6 protein-coding genes are annotated in these 15,304 nt (G+C 58.8%); all 6 read left to right on the top strand.

The features are described 5' to 3' along the window. Positions 1-107 precede the first annotated feature (107 nt). The 6 genes from EYC95_RS22200 (at position 108) to EYC95_RS22175 (ending at position 15,163) form a co-directional block, all read left to right on the top strand. The gene (locus EYC95_RS22200) at positions 108-1,631 is read left to right on the top strand and encodes a fumarate hydratase (protein WP_131062231.1); all 1,524 of its coding nucleotides are present in this window, start codon (positions 108-110) and stop codon (positions 1,629-1,631) included. A gap of 236 nt (positions 1,632-1,867) precedes the next feature. After that, positions 1,868-6,385, top strand: a complete 4,518-nt coding sequence (locus EYC95_RS22195) for a SpvB/TcaC N-terminal domain-containing protein (protein WP_131062230.1) — start codon at positions 1,868-1,870, stop codon at positions 6,383-6,385. A gap of 56 nt (positions 6,386-6,441) precedes the next feature. Continuing rightward, positions 6,442-9,147 carry an RHS repeat domain-containing protein gene (locus EYC95_RS22190; protein ID WP_305955873.1) on the top strand — a complete coding sequence of 902 codons (2,706 nt, stop codon included), beginning with the start codon at positions 6,442-6,444 and terminating at the stop codon, positions 9,145-9,147. Positions 9,148-9,150: 3 nt separating this feature from the next. Then, a complete protein-coding gene (locus tag EYC95_RS22185) occupies positions 9,151-12,000 on the top strand; it encodes an RHS repeat-associated core domain-containing protein (protein ID WP_131062228.1) in 2,850 nt (949 codons plus the stop codon). Between the two features lie 77 nt (positions 12,001-12,077). Further along, the gene (locus EYC95_RS22180; protein ID WP_131062227.1) at positions 12,078-13,844 is read left to right on the top strand and encodes an ATP-binding protein; all 1,767 of its coding nucleotides are present in this window, start codon (positions 12,078-12,080) and stop codon (positions 13,842-13,844) included. Further along, positions 13,838-15,163, top strand: coding sequence for a sigma-54 dependent transcriptional regulator (locus EYC95_RS22175; protein WP_131062226.1), 1,326 nt, complete (start codon positions 13,838-13,840; stop codon positions 15,161-15,163). The genes EYC95_RS22180 and EYC95_RS22175 overlap by 7 nt, the downstream gene beginning before the upstream one ends. The last annotated feature ends 141 nt before the right edge of the window (positions 15,164-15,304 follow it).

Raw genomic sequence — 15,304 nt, 5'->3', positions numbered from 1 at the left:
TCGCGCCAGCAGCCCCGGCGTGCCTTGAAAGGTGCTTGCAACCGACCGATGCACCCCAGCTGCAAGCACCTTATTGAATGTTCCCGAATTTTAGAGGAGCGCGACTCATGACCGTGATCAAGCAAGACGACCTGATTCAGAGCGTTGCCGACGCCCTGCAGTTCATTTCCTATTACCACCCCGTTGACTTCATCCAGGCGATGCACGAGGCCTACCTGCGCGAAGAATCGCCGGCAGCTCGCGATTCGATGGCGCAAATCCTGATCAACTCGCGCATGTGTGCCACCGGCCACCGTCCGATCTGCCAGGACACCGGCATCGTCACCGTCTTCGTCCGCGTGGGCATGGATGTGCGCTGGGATGGCGCCACCATGGGCCTGGACGACATGATCAACGAAGGCGTGCGCCGGGCTTACAACCTGCCGGAAAACGTCCTGCGTGCCTCGATCCTCGCCGACCCGGCGGGCGCTCGTAAAAACACCAAGGACAACACCCCGGCCGTTATCCACTACTCCATCGTTCCGGGTAACACCGTGGAAGTGGACGTGGCGGCCAAGGGCGGCGGTTCCGAGAACAAGTCGAAAATGGCCATGCTCAACCCGTCCGACTCGATCGTCGACTGGGTATTGAAGACCGTTCCGACCATGGGCGCCGGCTGGTGTCCACCGGGCATGCTCGGCATCGGCATCGGCGGCACCGCCGAGAAAGCAGCCGTCATGGCCAAGGAAGTGTTGATGGAGTCCATCGACATTCACGAGCTGAAAAAGCGTGGCCCGTCCAACCGTATCGAAGAGATGCGCCTGGAGCTGTTCGAGAAGGTCAACCAACTGGGCATCGGCGCCCAGGGCCTGGGTGGCCTGACCACCGTGCTCGACGTGAAGATCATGGATTACCCGACCCACGCCGCTTCGTTGCCGGTGTGCATGATCCCGAACTGCGCTGCTACCCGTCACGCGCACTTCGTGCTCGACGGTTCCGGCCCGGCGTCCCTCGAAGCGCCACCGCTGGATGCCTACCCGGAAATCGTCTGGGAAGCCGGCCCGTCGGCCCGTCGCGTCAACCTCGATACCCTGACCCCGGAAGACGTGCAGAGCTGGAAGCCGGGCGAAACCGTCCTGCTGAACGGCAAAATGCTCACCGGTCGCGATGCTGCGCACAAGCGCATGGTCGAGATGCTGAACAAGGGTGAAACTTTGCCGGTGGACCTCAAGGGTCGCTTCATCTACTACGTCGGCCCGGTTGATCCGGTGCGCGAAGAAGTGGTTGGCCCGGCTGGCCCGACCACTGCAACGCGGATGGACAAGTTCACCCGTCAGATCCTCGAGCAAACCGGCCTGTTGGGCATGATCGGCAAATCCGAGCGCGGCCCAACCGCGATCGAAGCGATCAAAGACCACAAAGCCGTTTACCTGATGGCGGTGGGCGGCGCGGCTTACCTGGTGGCGCAAGCCATCAAGAAATCCCGCGTGGTGGCGTTCGCCGAACTGGGGATGGAAGCGATCTACGAGTTCGACGTCAAAGACATGCCTGTGACAGTTGCTGTCGACAGCAAGGGCGAGTCGGTACACATCACCGGTCCTGCCATCTGGCAGCAAAAGATCAGTGAAAGCCTGGCGGTCGAAGTGCAGTAAGCGCTTCAACTGACCGACACGGCCGGCTCGTCTGGATGGACGACCCGGCCGTTTTTTTGCCTGCAAATAATCCTAATGGCATTAAAAGCCTTCTTCTTACAGCCATTTGATCTAGAAAAACCCTCCTGACCTGTCAGATCTGACAGGTTACGCAGGGCTCCCATCTTGTTAGCGTCTGATCCATCAAGCGACACCGTTGCCACGGGCGAGCGCAAGGCCAAAACAGGATCAGCCCCATGAAAGACCAAGCGTCCCTGAGCATTATTGAACCCTCGATAACCAAGAGTGCTTCAGTCACCAGCATCGGTAAAGAATGGGGCAAGGTCGGCTGGACGGGAGGCGCTTCCTTCGCACTGTCGCTGCCGTTGTCACCCGGGCGCGGCTGGGATCCCGACCTCTCATTGAGTTACAGCAGCCAGTCGGGCAACGGACCGTTTGGCATCGGTTGGCTGTTGAACTTCAGCGCCATCACCCGCCAGACCAGCAAAGGTGTGCCCCGTTATACCGATGATGATGTGTTCATCAGCCAAATGGGTGAGGAGCTCATGGCCGAGCGCGACGACAACGGTGAGGTCAAGGCCAGGGAAGTCACTGAATACCGTGGCATGCCTATTGGACAGCACCGTGTGGTGCAATATTGGCCACGGGTCGAAAGCACTTTTGAACTGATTGAATACTGGAGCGCCGATACCGACCCCACAGGTTTCTGGTTAGTGCACGGGGCCGATGGCAGTTTGCACCTGTTCGGCAAAATCGAAGGCGCGCGCAAGGCTGACCCGCTGAATCCGGAGCGAGTTGTTGCCTGGTTGTTGCAGGAGAGCATGAATGCCCGTGGCGAGCATATCTGCTACGAGTACCTGAAAGACGAGTATCCTGACGAAGAGTCTGGCCCGCGTGACTACCGGGCCCAACGCTACTTGCATCGCGTGCTGTATGGCAACGTTGCGGCGTATGACCAATTGTATGGTTGGGACACACCGCAAACGCCTGCGCCTGCATGGCATTTCCACGTGGTGTTCGACTACGGCGAACGCACGGGGGACCTGACCGAAAAACCTGTTTATGACGGCCCGACACTCAAGCCATGGCTGATCCGTAACGACCCCTTTTCGTCCTATCGGCAGGGCTTTGAAGTGGGTACTCGCCGCCTCTGCCAGCAGGTTCTGATGTTCCACAATTTCGCGGAATTGGGTGACGAGCCTGTGCTGGTCCGCCGCTTGCTGCTGGAGTACGCGGCCAACACAGCCCCCTGGTCCTATAGCCAGATCGCGGCGGCGCATTATCAGGCGTATGACGCCAGCGGCACCGTGGAAAACATGCCACCGGTGGAGTTCGACTATTCGGCGTTCGAACTCAATAAAGAGCCGAGTGCCTTCTTCCCGTTCGAGAACATGCCGGGTATCGAAGACGGCCAGTTCTATCAATGCGTCGACCTGTTCGGTGAAGGCCTGCCGGGCTTTCTGTGTCGTTATGACCAATGCTGGTACTACCGCGAGCCCTTGCGCGCCGCAACAGGCCCCGACGACATCCACTACGGACCGTGGACAGCGCTGACGAAAATCCCGGTGGCCGACCGCAATAAACCCGCGCATCAAGCCCTCATGGATATCACCGGCGACGGTCGTCTGAACTGGATTGTCGCTCAACCCGGAATGTGCGGTTTTTATACGCTGAACCCGGATCGAACCTGGTCAGGCTTCATACCGTTTTCGGCCTTCCCTATCGAGTTTTTTAATACCCTTTCGCAGCTGGCCGATTTGACGGGCGACGGTCTCAGCTCGCTGGTGCTGATCGGTCCCAACTCCGTGCGCCTTTACGCCAATCAGCGTGAGGTTGGCTTTGCCAAGGGCGAGGATGTCCCTTATGAGCCGACAGACGACCGTTTGCCATTGTTCAGCAACTCACGCAGCGAACTGGTGTTTTTGAGCAATCTGCTGAGCAGTGACATGACCGAGTTGTGCCGCATTCGACACGACGAAATCAAATGCTGGCCAAACCTGGGGCACGGACAATTTGGCAAGGGCTTTGTCATCAGCGGCCCGAGTTTCGAATACGCAACGTTCGACGCAGGGCGGGTGCGAATTGCGGATCTGAACGGATCCGGAGCCCCCGCGCTCATCTATCTGAAATCCGACAGCTTCGACATTTACCTCAACCGCGGTGGCAATGGTTTTGAACCGACCCCCATCTCAGTCCCCTGGCCCGAAGGCGTGCGTTACGACAACCTGTGTCTGGTCACCTTCGCCGACCTGCAAGGGCTCGGCTGTGCCAGCCTGATCCTGACCGTGCCGCACATGAAACCCCGACACTGGCGTTATGATTTTGTCAGCGCCAAGCCGTACTTGATGATCTCCAGCAATAACAACATGGGGTGCAGCACTGAGGTGGTGCACAGGAGTTCCGCGCAGTACTGGCTGGATGAAAAACAGCAAACTCTCGAACTCAATCGCCTGCCCGTCTGTTACCTGCCTTTCGCGGTGCAAGTCGTCAGTCAACAAACCCAGCGGGATGAAATCACCGGCAATAGCCTGAATCAGTTTTTCAGTTATTTCGAGGCCTGGTACGACCATCAGGATCGGGAATTGCGTGGCTTCGGGCGGCTGCATCAGACCGACAGTGAAACCGGCTCGGGCGAAGACGATAGCTTTACCGCGCCGGCACTGGTGTGCACCTGGTTTCATACCGGCAAACAGATCGACAGGCCTCGCGACGGTTACTTCGATCTTGATGATGAGGCACCTCCGCTGGGCGACACGCTGTTTTGTCGATATCACCCGGGCGACGAGGTCGAAGAACTCATTACACCTGCCGATGAAGCCACCGCTCACGAAATCGCCCGAGCCCTCGCAGGCTCTGTGCTCAGAATGGAAACCTATGCCGCGGATGACCAGCCGCCGACGCTTCCCTTCCTGGTTGTCGAGTACCGATACATCGTCCGTGAAGTACGTGAGCGTGGCGAACACAATCCCGATGCGGTGTTGATGGCGTCGCCATTGGAAGAGATCAAATGCCACTATGAACGTTTTGTCGACGACCCGCTGTGCCATCATGTCATCAACTTGAACCGGGACGCCTATGGGCTGACGACCCACAGCATCACAGTCAGCTATGCCCGGCGCAGGACCGAGACAGACGAGCCACCTTTTACCGACGTCGATGAACGGAAATGGTGGACTGATGCTCATGATCAGGCTCAGCAGTTCTACTACTTGAGCGAAACCCGTGCCGAGTTTATTCACCTGTTCAATCTGCAAGGCTGGAGGCTTGGTCTGCCCTGGCGGCAACGCGGTAATGCGCTGGTATTGCCCAAAGGCGCTGCACCTGCGGGTTTGAGTCCGGAAACGATTTCCTATGAACACTTCATTGTTCTGTTCCCCTCAGCCGAATGGGTGGCGCAGCGGGAGTTGACTTCACAATCGGTGCAACGCTACGTCACCGCGGCCAACGAAAAGTTACCGGATGGCACTGCCGGGTTTGAGGCCTTGAAGTGGGCGCTGGAAATCGCTCAACTGAACAAGGCTGCGCTGGAAGTCTACGGCGACGTGGATCCGCCGATCGATATCCGGGCAGAGCTGACGAAGATTGGTTATCTGTGCATGAAGCTGTTTCTTGGTACGGACAAAGAAGCCGACGAAGAAGAGGATAAACAGCAAAATCTTTGGTCCGCCCTCTACACGTTTGCCACGTACGCAGACCTCAATCACTTCCACAGAGTGACGCAATACAACGAAACGCTCAGCCACGGCATTACCAAGGCGCAATACGACGACTACGCCCTGAAGACCATCAGCGTCGAGCGGCCGGATGGCTGTAACACGCGCGTTGTGTTCGATTACTGCTCTGGGCAACCGAGGCAGATCACCGATGCCAACGACAACGTTGAAGAAGCCCTTTACGACCCGTCAGGTCCGCACACCGTCACCCATCACGGAACAGAGTCCGGCGTTCCCGCCGGCTTCAAACCCATCGCCGACTACATCCGCCCCGTCGACGCGAGCCCGGGCACGGCCATCGAATTCCCCGAGGAAGCGCTTCAAGACGCCGCCAGTACCTTTCGCAAGGACTTGTTCAGCTGGATGTGCCGTCTCCCCGACTCCGTCAGGCAAACACTCGACTGGCTGAACGAATGGACCGCTAAAGGTTATGTGTTGCCAAGCCTGCACATCCGCGCCAGTGCCCGACTGCGCCTGAGCAGGCTCAAGTCCCGGACGCCGGCCGAACAGGCGTTGTGGGACCTGCTGCTCAGCGTCACGCGCATTCCGGTGCACAGCGTCGTTCTTAGCGCTGATCGTTACTACTACGATCAAGACGAACCGCACCAGATCCACATCATTCTGACAATCGTCGATGGCTTCGGCCGCACCCTGCAAACCCAGCAAAGGGTTGAGCCGGGGGATGCCTATGTCGTAGAAGGCGGCGAACTGGTGATCGAAAACCGCAAACCAAAGGTGGCACCTGCCAACTGGCGCTGGCGCATCAGCGAACGCGTTGAATACAACAACAAGGGATTACCCGTACGCACCTATCGCCCCTATTTCGCCGATGCTTATGGCTACATCGATGACGCTTGCTTCAAGGAATTCGGCCATCACGATAAAAGTTTCTACGATGTGCTGGGGCGCCTGATCAAGATCATCAACGCCAAAGGCGACGTCGCGTACACAATCATCCACCCCTGGTACACGACCCGTCTGGACTTTAATGACACGTACATTGCGCCACCGCCGAAAGCGAACAAGCCAGCTATGCAATGACCACCGGTTACTGGAACACACCCTCAATATCGTCCAATGATTCGCGTGGATTGGCAGTGCGCCATATTGCCTATCTGCGCCAAGGCCCCAGTGACGCTCTTGAACCCCTCATCACCCGGCAATGTCATGACGTTATCGGGCGGCTGGTGGAGCAACGGGGCGCGCGGCTGGCCGAGGCGCCAAGGCCTAACCTAGCCAAGGTCTATGGCCTTTCCGGGCAACCGCTCAAGGTCGACAGCGTCGACTCCGGTTGGCGGATAAGCCTGCCGGGGCTGGCCGGTGAAATCCTCCGGCGCTGGGATGGACAGGGCGACTATTGGCGCACCGTTTACGACGATCAGTTGCGCTTGCTCACCCTTGAAGAGAACGATCAAGGCATCGTCGAAACCTTCAGCTATGCCGATGCCACAGCCGACAAAGCGTTCAACCTGTGCGGCCAGTTGATCAAACAGGTCGATTCCTCCGGCACACTTGAGTTGCGCGGCTTCAGCCTGCACGGCCAACCGTTGCTCGACCGCCGAACGATCACCGATGTCGGCACCTTCCCCGGCAGCCGGACCTACAGCCCGCTCGGCACGCTGCTGACCCAGACCGATACCGCGGATCATCAGCAACAGATGTTTTACGACCGCGCCGGGCAGCTGCAAAAGGTTAAACTGCGGCTCGCGGCCAGCGAAGCCTGGCTGCCCGTTCTTGAAGGCGCCCACTACAACGCCGTCGGCCAGATCATCGAGCAACACGCCGGCAACAGGGTGGTCAGTACCTGGACTTACGATGACGCCGATGGCCGACTCACCACGTTGAAGGCCGGTGTGCCCGGCCAGGAGCCGCGGCAGCATTTTCAGTACCGGTATGACCCGGTCGGTAACGTCGTGCGCATCAACGATCTGACGTTTAAACCGGTGTACTTCAAAAATCAGCACATCGATGGCCACCGCACATTCACCTACAACTCTCTGTATCAGCTGAGCAGCGCCACCGGCCATGACGCCGCCCCAAGCGTTGATCTGCCTGGCCGCCCTTCGCCGAGTGACCCCAACAACCACCTCAACCACACACAGAAATACGAGTACGACACCGGCGGCAACCTGATCAAGTTGATCCATGAACGTGCGGTGGGCAACTACACCCAAGCGATGTTCATCGACCCGACCAGCAACCGTGGAGTGCGCTGGAAAGAAGGTGACAACGAACCGGATTTCGACACCTTGTTCACCCCCAATGGCGGCCTCAAGGCTTCGGCCCCAGGACGCCCCCTGCACTGGAACAGCCGCGATCAACTGGCCAGTGCGACACTGGTTGAACGTGACGGCGGCCCCAACGATGAAGAAGTCTTTCGCTACAGCCAGGGCGTACGGGTGTTCAAACGCCATGAATGGCAAGCCGCGACCCTCACGCATTTTCGTCAAGTGGTCTACTTGCCGGGGCTGGAAATCCGCACCCGCGACAACGGCGAAGGACTGCACGTCATCACCGTGCCGGGGGGGCGTGGCAGCGTGCGTTGCTTGCATTGGGTCAGCAAAAAACCCGACGGTATCGAACAGGATCAGTTGCGCTACAGCCTCGACGACGAGCTGGGCTCCTGCCTCATCGAACTTGACCAGAACGCCCGACTGATCAGCCACGAAGGCTATTACCCGTTCGGCGGTACCGCTTGGCTGACGGCGGCTTCCTTACTGGAGGTCGGCTACAAAACCATCCGGTATTCGGGCAAGGAAATGGATGAATGCGGGCTGTATTACTACGGCGCTCGTTACTACGCGCCGTGGTTGCAGCGTTGGGTGTGCGCCGATCCTGCTTGGGAGGTGGATGGCCTGAACTTCTACAGATTTGTGAGGAATAATCCGATGCGTTATGTCGATAGCGACGGAGAGGAAAGCGGCGAAGCCGTCATTCGCAACTATTCAGGTTTTATTTCCGCCGTTGGTGGCCACGCTGAGCGGACACTCGGACAAATCGACAACATCATTCATCAAAAGAACCTTAAAAGAAATTTGGCGGCAAATTTTGTAGTCGAAGTAGCCAACGGCGTCGCCGGCTATGAGGCCGGACTTGTCGGCACTGAACTAGCGAGCCACATTCTTCCGAGTGTCCCTCATACACTCCAGTTCCTGGACCCAAATGCGTTGATCGGTGGCAACATTGCCGGGGATATTTCAGGTGCGGTGGCAGCTCCGATAACAAACCGCTTACCGATGACGGGACCGCTCATACCGCAAACCTCGACGATGTCCGTTGAGGCGATCGACAGCTCATTGGGTATCTCTGAACCCGTTGAAAAAAAAATCAACAGCTGGAAAGACGTAAAAAATAAAGTAATCCATCCGGCACTCAATAAAGTCCTCAATCCTGATTTCATAATGAACAGGGTGATGTCGTCGTGGATATCGATCATTCCCGCCACCCTCAGTTTGTTCGCCCGGGCTGTGGAAGCCGAAGACATCAAGAACCGGCTCGACCCGGTCAAAGTTGGCAAAATCGAAACGATGCTTGCTGATTGGAAAGAGGCTGTCGAGCAACGTTGGGCCGGGGCAGAAGCGGCTTTCGATGCATTGGGCACAGATGGCATCAGCCATGGGGGCATGCCTCCCAAGCAGACGATTACGCGATCAGGGTTGCAGCAAACCACTAAAAAAACCCTCGATTACATCAATCGTGCTCAAAAAGGCATGGCCTATTACAAAGAGATGGGCACCACGGACAATCAGTTTCTATCACGGCAATCGCGCGCAGCCTCTCGATCGCAAAAAAAGGCCGCATGACCCATGACCGACACTGTTTCTGCCAGAACCCCGGACCTTACGGCCATAGATCCCAGAGGCCTGCCAATTCGACAGGTTGCCTACCTGCGCCAAGTGGTCGGTGGTGAAGTGGAAACACTCATCACCCGACAAACATATGACACCCACGCAAGCCTGTCTGAGCAATGGGATGCGCGGCTGTTCGACACGGCCCTGACGCCTAATCTGAGCAATGTTTATCGACTCACCGGCGACGCGATCAGAATCGACAGCGTCGATGCCGGCCGACGTGTGAGCCTGCTGGGATTGACAGGCGAAGAGCTTCAACGTTGGGGCCAGCGTGACAATCATTGGCGCACCACCTACGACAATCAGTTGCGCGTAGTCGCCGTTGAGGAAAACGGTCAACCGGATGATGAAACCTTCACCTACGCCGACACATCAGCCGACCCCGCCTTCAACGTGCGCGGCCAGATGATCAAGCATGTCGACCCAGCAGGCTCACTCGAATTGAGCAGTTTCAGCCTCCAGGGATCGCCGCTGAGTGAAACCCGAACGATTGCCGATGCCGGCGCCTTCAGCAGCAGTCGCACTTATGGCCCTCTGGGCAACGTGCTGATCCAGAGCGACGCAGGTGGCCATCAGCAGTGCTTTCATTACGACATTGCCGGGCAGCTCAAGCAGGTTGTTCTGCAACTGCGCGCCGACGACCCGCAATGTGTCCTGCAGGATGCGCAGTACAACGCTGCCGGTCAGATCACGATGCAAACGGCCGGTAATGGTGTGATCAGCCGATGGACTTACTGCCCGGCGGATGGTCGCCTAAGCACGCTCAAGTCCGGGAAACCCGACGAGGCCTTGCAGCAAAACCTCCATTACTTCTATGACCGGATGGGCAACATCCTGCGCATCGAGGATCACACCCTGACCACGGTGTACTTCGCCAACCAGCGCGTCGATGGCCATCGAGAATTTACCTACGACTCACTGTACCGGCTGATCAGCGCCAGCGGTTTCGAGGCAGAAGTCCCCAATCCACAAGCCGGTTTGCCAGAGTTGGTTCAGCCTGTCGATCCCGGCCGCCGCTATGGCTACATCGAGTACTTCACCTACGACAAGGGCAACAATCTGACCGAACAGCGCCATCAGCGCGACGGCCATAACTTCACCCTGCACATGCGCATCGACCCTGGCAGCAACCGTGGCGTACGCTGGAAAACAGACGACCCGGAGCCCGTTTTCGAGGAGCAATTTGACCCGCATGGCAACCAGCGGTATCTGCAGGACGGCGCACAACCCATGACCTGGAACGCCCGCGATCAATTGGAAAAAGTGACCTTGCTCACCCACAGCAATGGCCTGGCGGATGATACCGAAAGCTACCTCTACAGCCAGGGTGAACGGGTCTGCAAACGCCATGTCACCCACACCCGGTCAATGACACACAGCCGGGAGGTCCTTTACCTGCCGGGGCTGGACATTCACACCCGCGACGACGGTCGTGTGTTGCACGTCATCACCCTGCCGCTCGCCTTTGGCAGCGTTCGATGCCTGCACTGGGCCAGCGGGGGCCCGGGTGATCTGGAACCTGATCAGCTGCGCTACAGCCTCGACGACCATCTGGGTTCCTGCGCACTGGAACTGGATCGCCATGGTGCCTTGATCAGTCTTGAGTTCTATTACGCGTTTGGAGGTACGGCGTGGTGGGCGGCGCGTTCAGAGGTGGAAGCCGATTACAAAACCATTCGGTATTCAGGCAAGGAAATGGACTGCAGCGGGCTTTATTACTATGGCGCCCGGTATTACGCGCCGTGGTTGCAGCGCTGGGTCTGTCCCGATCCGGCGGGGGATGTGGACGGGCTGAATCTTTATGCGTTCGTGAAAAACAATCCCGTGACCTTTGTCGACATCGGCGGGCTGGGGCTAGGCGACTTCATGGATCAGTTTATTGAAACGCCTGAACAACGGGATTCACGCAAAACCGACAGCGGCGCCAAGCAAGCGCAATCTGTCGCCACAAGGGGTTTGTCGGACGGCATTGACCGCCATATCAACATTCTCGGGATATCGAAGCGGCGGGCGCTGGATGCTCAACAACAGATCCTCAACCACCGCTCAGCCGGCGATCACGCACTGTCTTCGGCCCGACGCACTACCGTGCATCTGGTCGGACAGGGCGTGAGTTACGGCGTCGGCATCGCGGTCGGCGTCGGAGCACAGGCGCTGGGTGTGGTAGCACCGGGGGTGGGCAATGTGGTGGGCACTGCACTGGGTTTCGGTGCCAAGAAAGCGGTCAGCCTGGCGGTGGATTATGTGGCTGAGCGCACGGGCGCAAGCGCTTCGGTCAAGCTCAAGGCGAGCAAATTGTCCCCCGAAAAAATCATCAACAAAGCCGAGTATAAAACCCTTAACTTCATGGATTACGTTAAGCAGAAATTCGCCAACATGAACCTATCCTCGCAAAAAAACATGCTCAAAGGCGCCAAGGAGGCAACCGGCACTGGGGCGGGTCTGATACTCAAGGCTGCCGCGCCTGACGTTGCCGGCGGCGCCAGTGCTGCGGTCGGCGGGCTACTGGGTGTCGTGGAAATCGTGCATGAGGTCGCGGGCGCGAGCACCGAGTTGTCTCCAGAGAAAATAGCCAAGGCCGACAGCAATCTGTTGAAACTGATCGAGGCGTTGAACGGGAACATGGACAACCTTGAGAGAGAATTTGCCACGGCAGGTGTTAGCGCCATGCACACGTTCAGTTACTTTGGCGACAACGGCGATACCGTCGATAGCCTGCGAAGCGCAACCAACGCGGTGGTCAACGAATTGGAATACACGCGAACCATGCTGCACTCTCGATCAAAGTCGTTCAGCGCAGTCTGAACGGGCGATAGGTGAAATGAGAGCGACAAGCGCCCCCATGGTATGGTGCCTGCCCGTCCTTTTTCCGTTCATCCAGCATGCTGCCGATTCCCCGCCCCTTGCGCTTGTTGTTGTACACACTACTGATCATCGCCGGAGCCGCGTTCGCTGCCACCCTGGCCGTCCGCCACGCCGAACGCCAGGCCCTGGTCGAGGACGCCGCCCGCGCCAATCAGCAACTAGCGTTGTACGCCAACTCCCTGCACACCCTGATTGATCGCTACCGCGCCCTCCCCGCCGTGCTGGCGCTGGACCCAGAGCTGCGCGGCGCGCTGAACGGTGAAGTGAGCCCCGAACAGCAGCTTGCGCTAAACCGCAAACTGGAAAAAATCAACGGCGCTGCACAGTCCTCGACCCTGGAACTGCTCGACCGTACGGGCCTCGCCGTGGCCGCCAGCAATTGGCGTTTGCCCAACAGTTACGTCGGCCACAACTACGGTTTTCGTCCCTACTTCAGCCAGACCCGCACCCAGGGCACCGGGCGCTTTTATGCGGTGGGGGTGACCAGTGGGATTCCGGGGTATTTCCTGTCCAGCGCGGTGACCAGCGACAGCGGCGAGTTCCTCGGCGCGATGGTGGTCAAGCTTGAGTTTCCGGAACTGGAGCGCGAATGGCGCCAAGGCAGCGACACGCTGCTGGTCAGCGATGCACGCGGGATTATCTTCATTGCCAACCAGCCGGGCTGGCGCTATCGCCTGTTGAAACCCTTGAGCGTCAGCGATCATGCCGAGCTCAAGATCACTCGCCAATACGACAAACAACCGCTGACACCGCTGGATTATCAATCGCTGCAGCGCTTCGACGACAACAGTGATCTGGCGCGCGTCGTCGGTCCTGACGGCACGGCGAATTACCTGTGGGAATCCCTGCCGCTGACCACGGAAGGCTGGACCTTGCACTTGCTGCGCCGCCCGCAAGTCGCGTTCGAAGACGGCCGCAACGCCGCGCTCGCCGCTGCCGGGTTGTGGTTGGCGCTGGTGTTTCTGTTGCTGTTCCTCAACCAGCGCTGGCGCCTGGCCAAGTTGCGTCAGCGCAGCCGTGAAGAACTCGAACAATTGGTAGAAGAGCGCACCCGCGACCTGCGCACCGCTCAGGACGGTCTGGTGCAATCGGCCAAACTCGCGGCCCTCGGCCAGATGTCCGCCGCCCTCGCCCATGAAATCAATCAGCCGCTGACCGCCCAGCGCATGCAGCTTGCGACTCTGAGGCTGCTGCTCGATCACGGCCGGGTCGACGACGCTTACAAAGCGTTGAAACCGGTGGACGACATGCTGACGCGCATGGCCGCCCTCACCGGCCACCTGAAAACCTTTGCCCGTAAAAGCCCCAGCGGTTTGCGCGAGCGCCTGGATCTGGCGGCGGTGGTCGACCAATCGCTGCAATTGCTCGACGCGCGTCTGCGAGATGAGCAGGTCAGCACCGTGCTGCACCTGGCGCGTCCGGCATGGGTGCGCGGCGATGCGATTCGGCTGGAACAGGTGCTGATCAATCTGCTGCGTAATGCGCTGGATGCGATGCAGGACAAACCCTGCAAACGCCTGGAAATCCGCCTCGAAGCCGACGAGCAACTCTGGCGCCTCACCGTCACCGACAACGGTGGCGGCATCGCCGAAGAGCATCTGCCGAACGTGTTCGATCCGTTCTTCACCACCAAACCGGTGGGTGATGGTTTGGGCCTTGGCTTGGCGGTATCGTTCGCCATTGTTCACGAATCGGGCGGACGCCTGAGCGCCGACAATCACGCCAACGGCGCCGTATTCACGGTGACCTTGCCCATCGACCTGGAGGCTCACAGCCCATGCTGAATTCAGTGATGGTGGTCGACGACGAGAGCAGCATTCGCAGCGCCGTTGAACAATGGCTGAGCCTGTCGGGTTTCGAGGTGCAGCTGTTCAGCCGCGCCGATGAGTGCCTGGCGCAATTGCCCAGTCATTTCCCCGGCGTGATCCTCAGCGACGTGCGCATGCCGGGCATGACCGGGCTTGAACTGCTGGCCGAAGTTCAGCGGCGCGATGCCGACTTGCCAGTGATTCTGCTGACCGGCCACGGCGATGTGCCGATGGCGGTTGAAGCCATGCGCGACGGCGCCTATGACTTCCTCGAAAAACCTTTCAGCCCGGAAACCCTGCTGAGCAGTTTGCGCAGGGCCTTGGACAAGCGCCGGCTGGTGCTGGAAAACCGCGCCTTGCATGAGCTGGCCGACAACCGCGCCAAACTCGACGCGACGCTGCTGGGCGTGTCCCGTGGCTTGCAGACGTTGCGTCGGCAGGTGCTGGATCTGGCGGCGCTGCCGGTCAACGTGTTGATCCGGGGTGAAACCGGCAGCGGCAAAGAGTTGGTTGCCCGGTGCTTGCACGACTTCGGGCCGCGCGCCGACAAGCCGTTTGTGGCGTTGAACTGCGCGGCGATTCCCGAGCAGTTGTTTGAGGCCGAGTTGTTTGGCCATGAGAGCGGCGCGTTCACCGGCGCTACGGGCAAGCGTATCGGCAAGCTTGAATACGCGGACGGCGGCACGCTGTTTCTCGATGAAATCGAAAGCATGCCGCTGGCCCAGCAAGTGAAATTGCTGCGGGTGTTGCAGGAGCAGAAGCTTGAGCGATTGGGCTCCAATCAGAGCATTCGCGTGGATTTACGCATCATTGCCGCGACCAAACCTGATCTGCTGGATGAGGCACGGGCCGGGCGTTTTCGTGAAGACCTGGCTTATCGGTTGAACGTGGCTGAGTTGCGCCTGCCACCCTTGCGTGAACGGCGTGAAGACATTCCGTTGTTGTTCGAATCGTTTGCGCAGAATGCCGCCGAGCGCTTGGGCCGGACTTTTCCACCGTTGAGTGGCCCGCAGTTGAGCCATCTGCTGAGCCACGACTGGCCGGGCAATGTGCGCGAACTGGCGAACGTTGCCGAACGTCAGGTGCTGGGGCTGGGAGAGCCTGCACCTGCAGGCATCGATCCCGGGCAGTCGCTGGCGGCGCAGGCTGAAGCATTTGAAGCGCATTGCCTGCGCTCGGCGTTGACCCGGCACAAGGGCGATGTGAAAGCAGTGCTTGAAGAGCTGCAACTGCCGCGCCGGACCTTCAATGAAAAGATGCAGCGGCATGGACTGACGCGCGAGATGTTCCTCTAACTGATCACACAAAACCTGTAGATACTCTGTTCACGGTCAAGCTTTCGCGAGATGTTTTTCGCTAAAAAGCTTGGCCGTATTAAATTCTTCTCCAGAACGCATGCATGCCCATAACCCGGTCAGGTATTTACGCATCACTGC

This window comes from Pseudomonas sp. BGI-2, assembly GCF_004310295.1.
Taxonomy (GTDB): domain Bacteria; phylum Pseudomonadota; class Gammaproteobacteria; order Pseudomonadales; family Pseudomonadaceae; genus Aquipseudomonas.
Note: the sequence above shows the minus strand (reverse complement) of the source record. Positions and strands in the feature narration are given on the sequence as shown.

Coding starts and splice junctions, on each gene's coding strand:
- EYC95_RS22200 (WP_131062231.1), top strand. CDS start 108: ATGACCGTGATCAAGCAAGACGACCTGATTCAGAGCGTTGCCGACGCC.
- EYC95_RS22195 (WP_131062230.1), top strand. CDS start 1,868: ATGAAAGACCAAGCGTCCCTGAGCATTATTGAACCCTCGATAACCAAG.
- EYC95_RS22185 (WP_131062228.1), top strand. CDS start 9,151: ATGACCGACACTGTTTCTGCCAGAACCCCGGACCTTACGGCCATAGAT.
- EYC95_RS22180 (WP_131062227.1), top strand. CDS start 12,078: ATGCTGCCGATTCCCCGCCCCTTGCGCTTGTTGTTGTACACACTACTG.
- EYC95_RS22175 (WP_131062226.1), top strand. CDS start 13,838: ATGCTGAATTCAGTGATGGTGGTCGACGACGAGAGCAGCATTCGCAGC.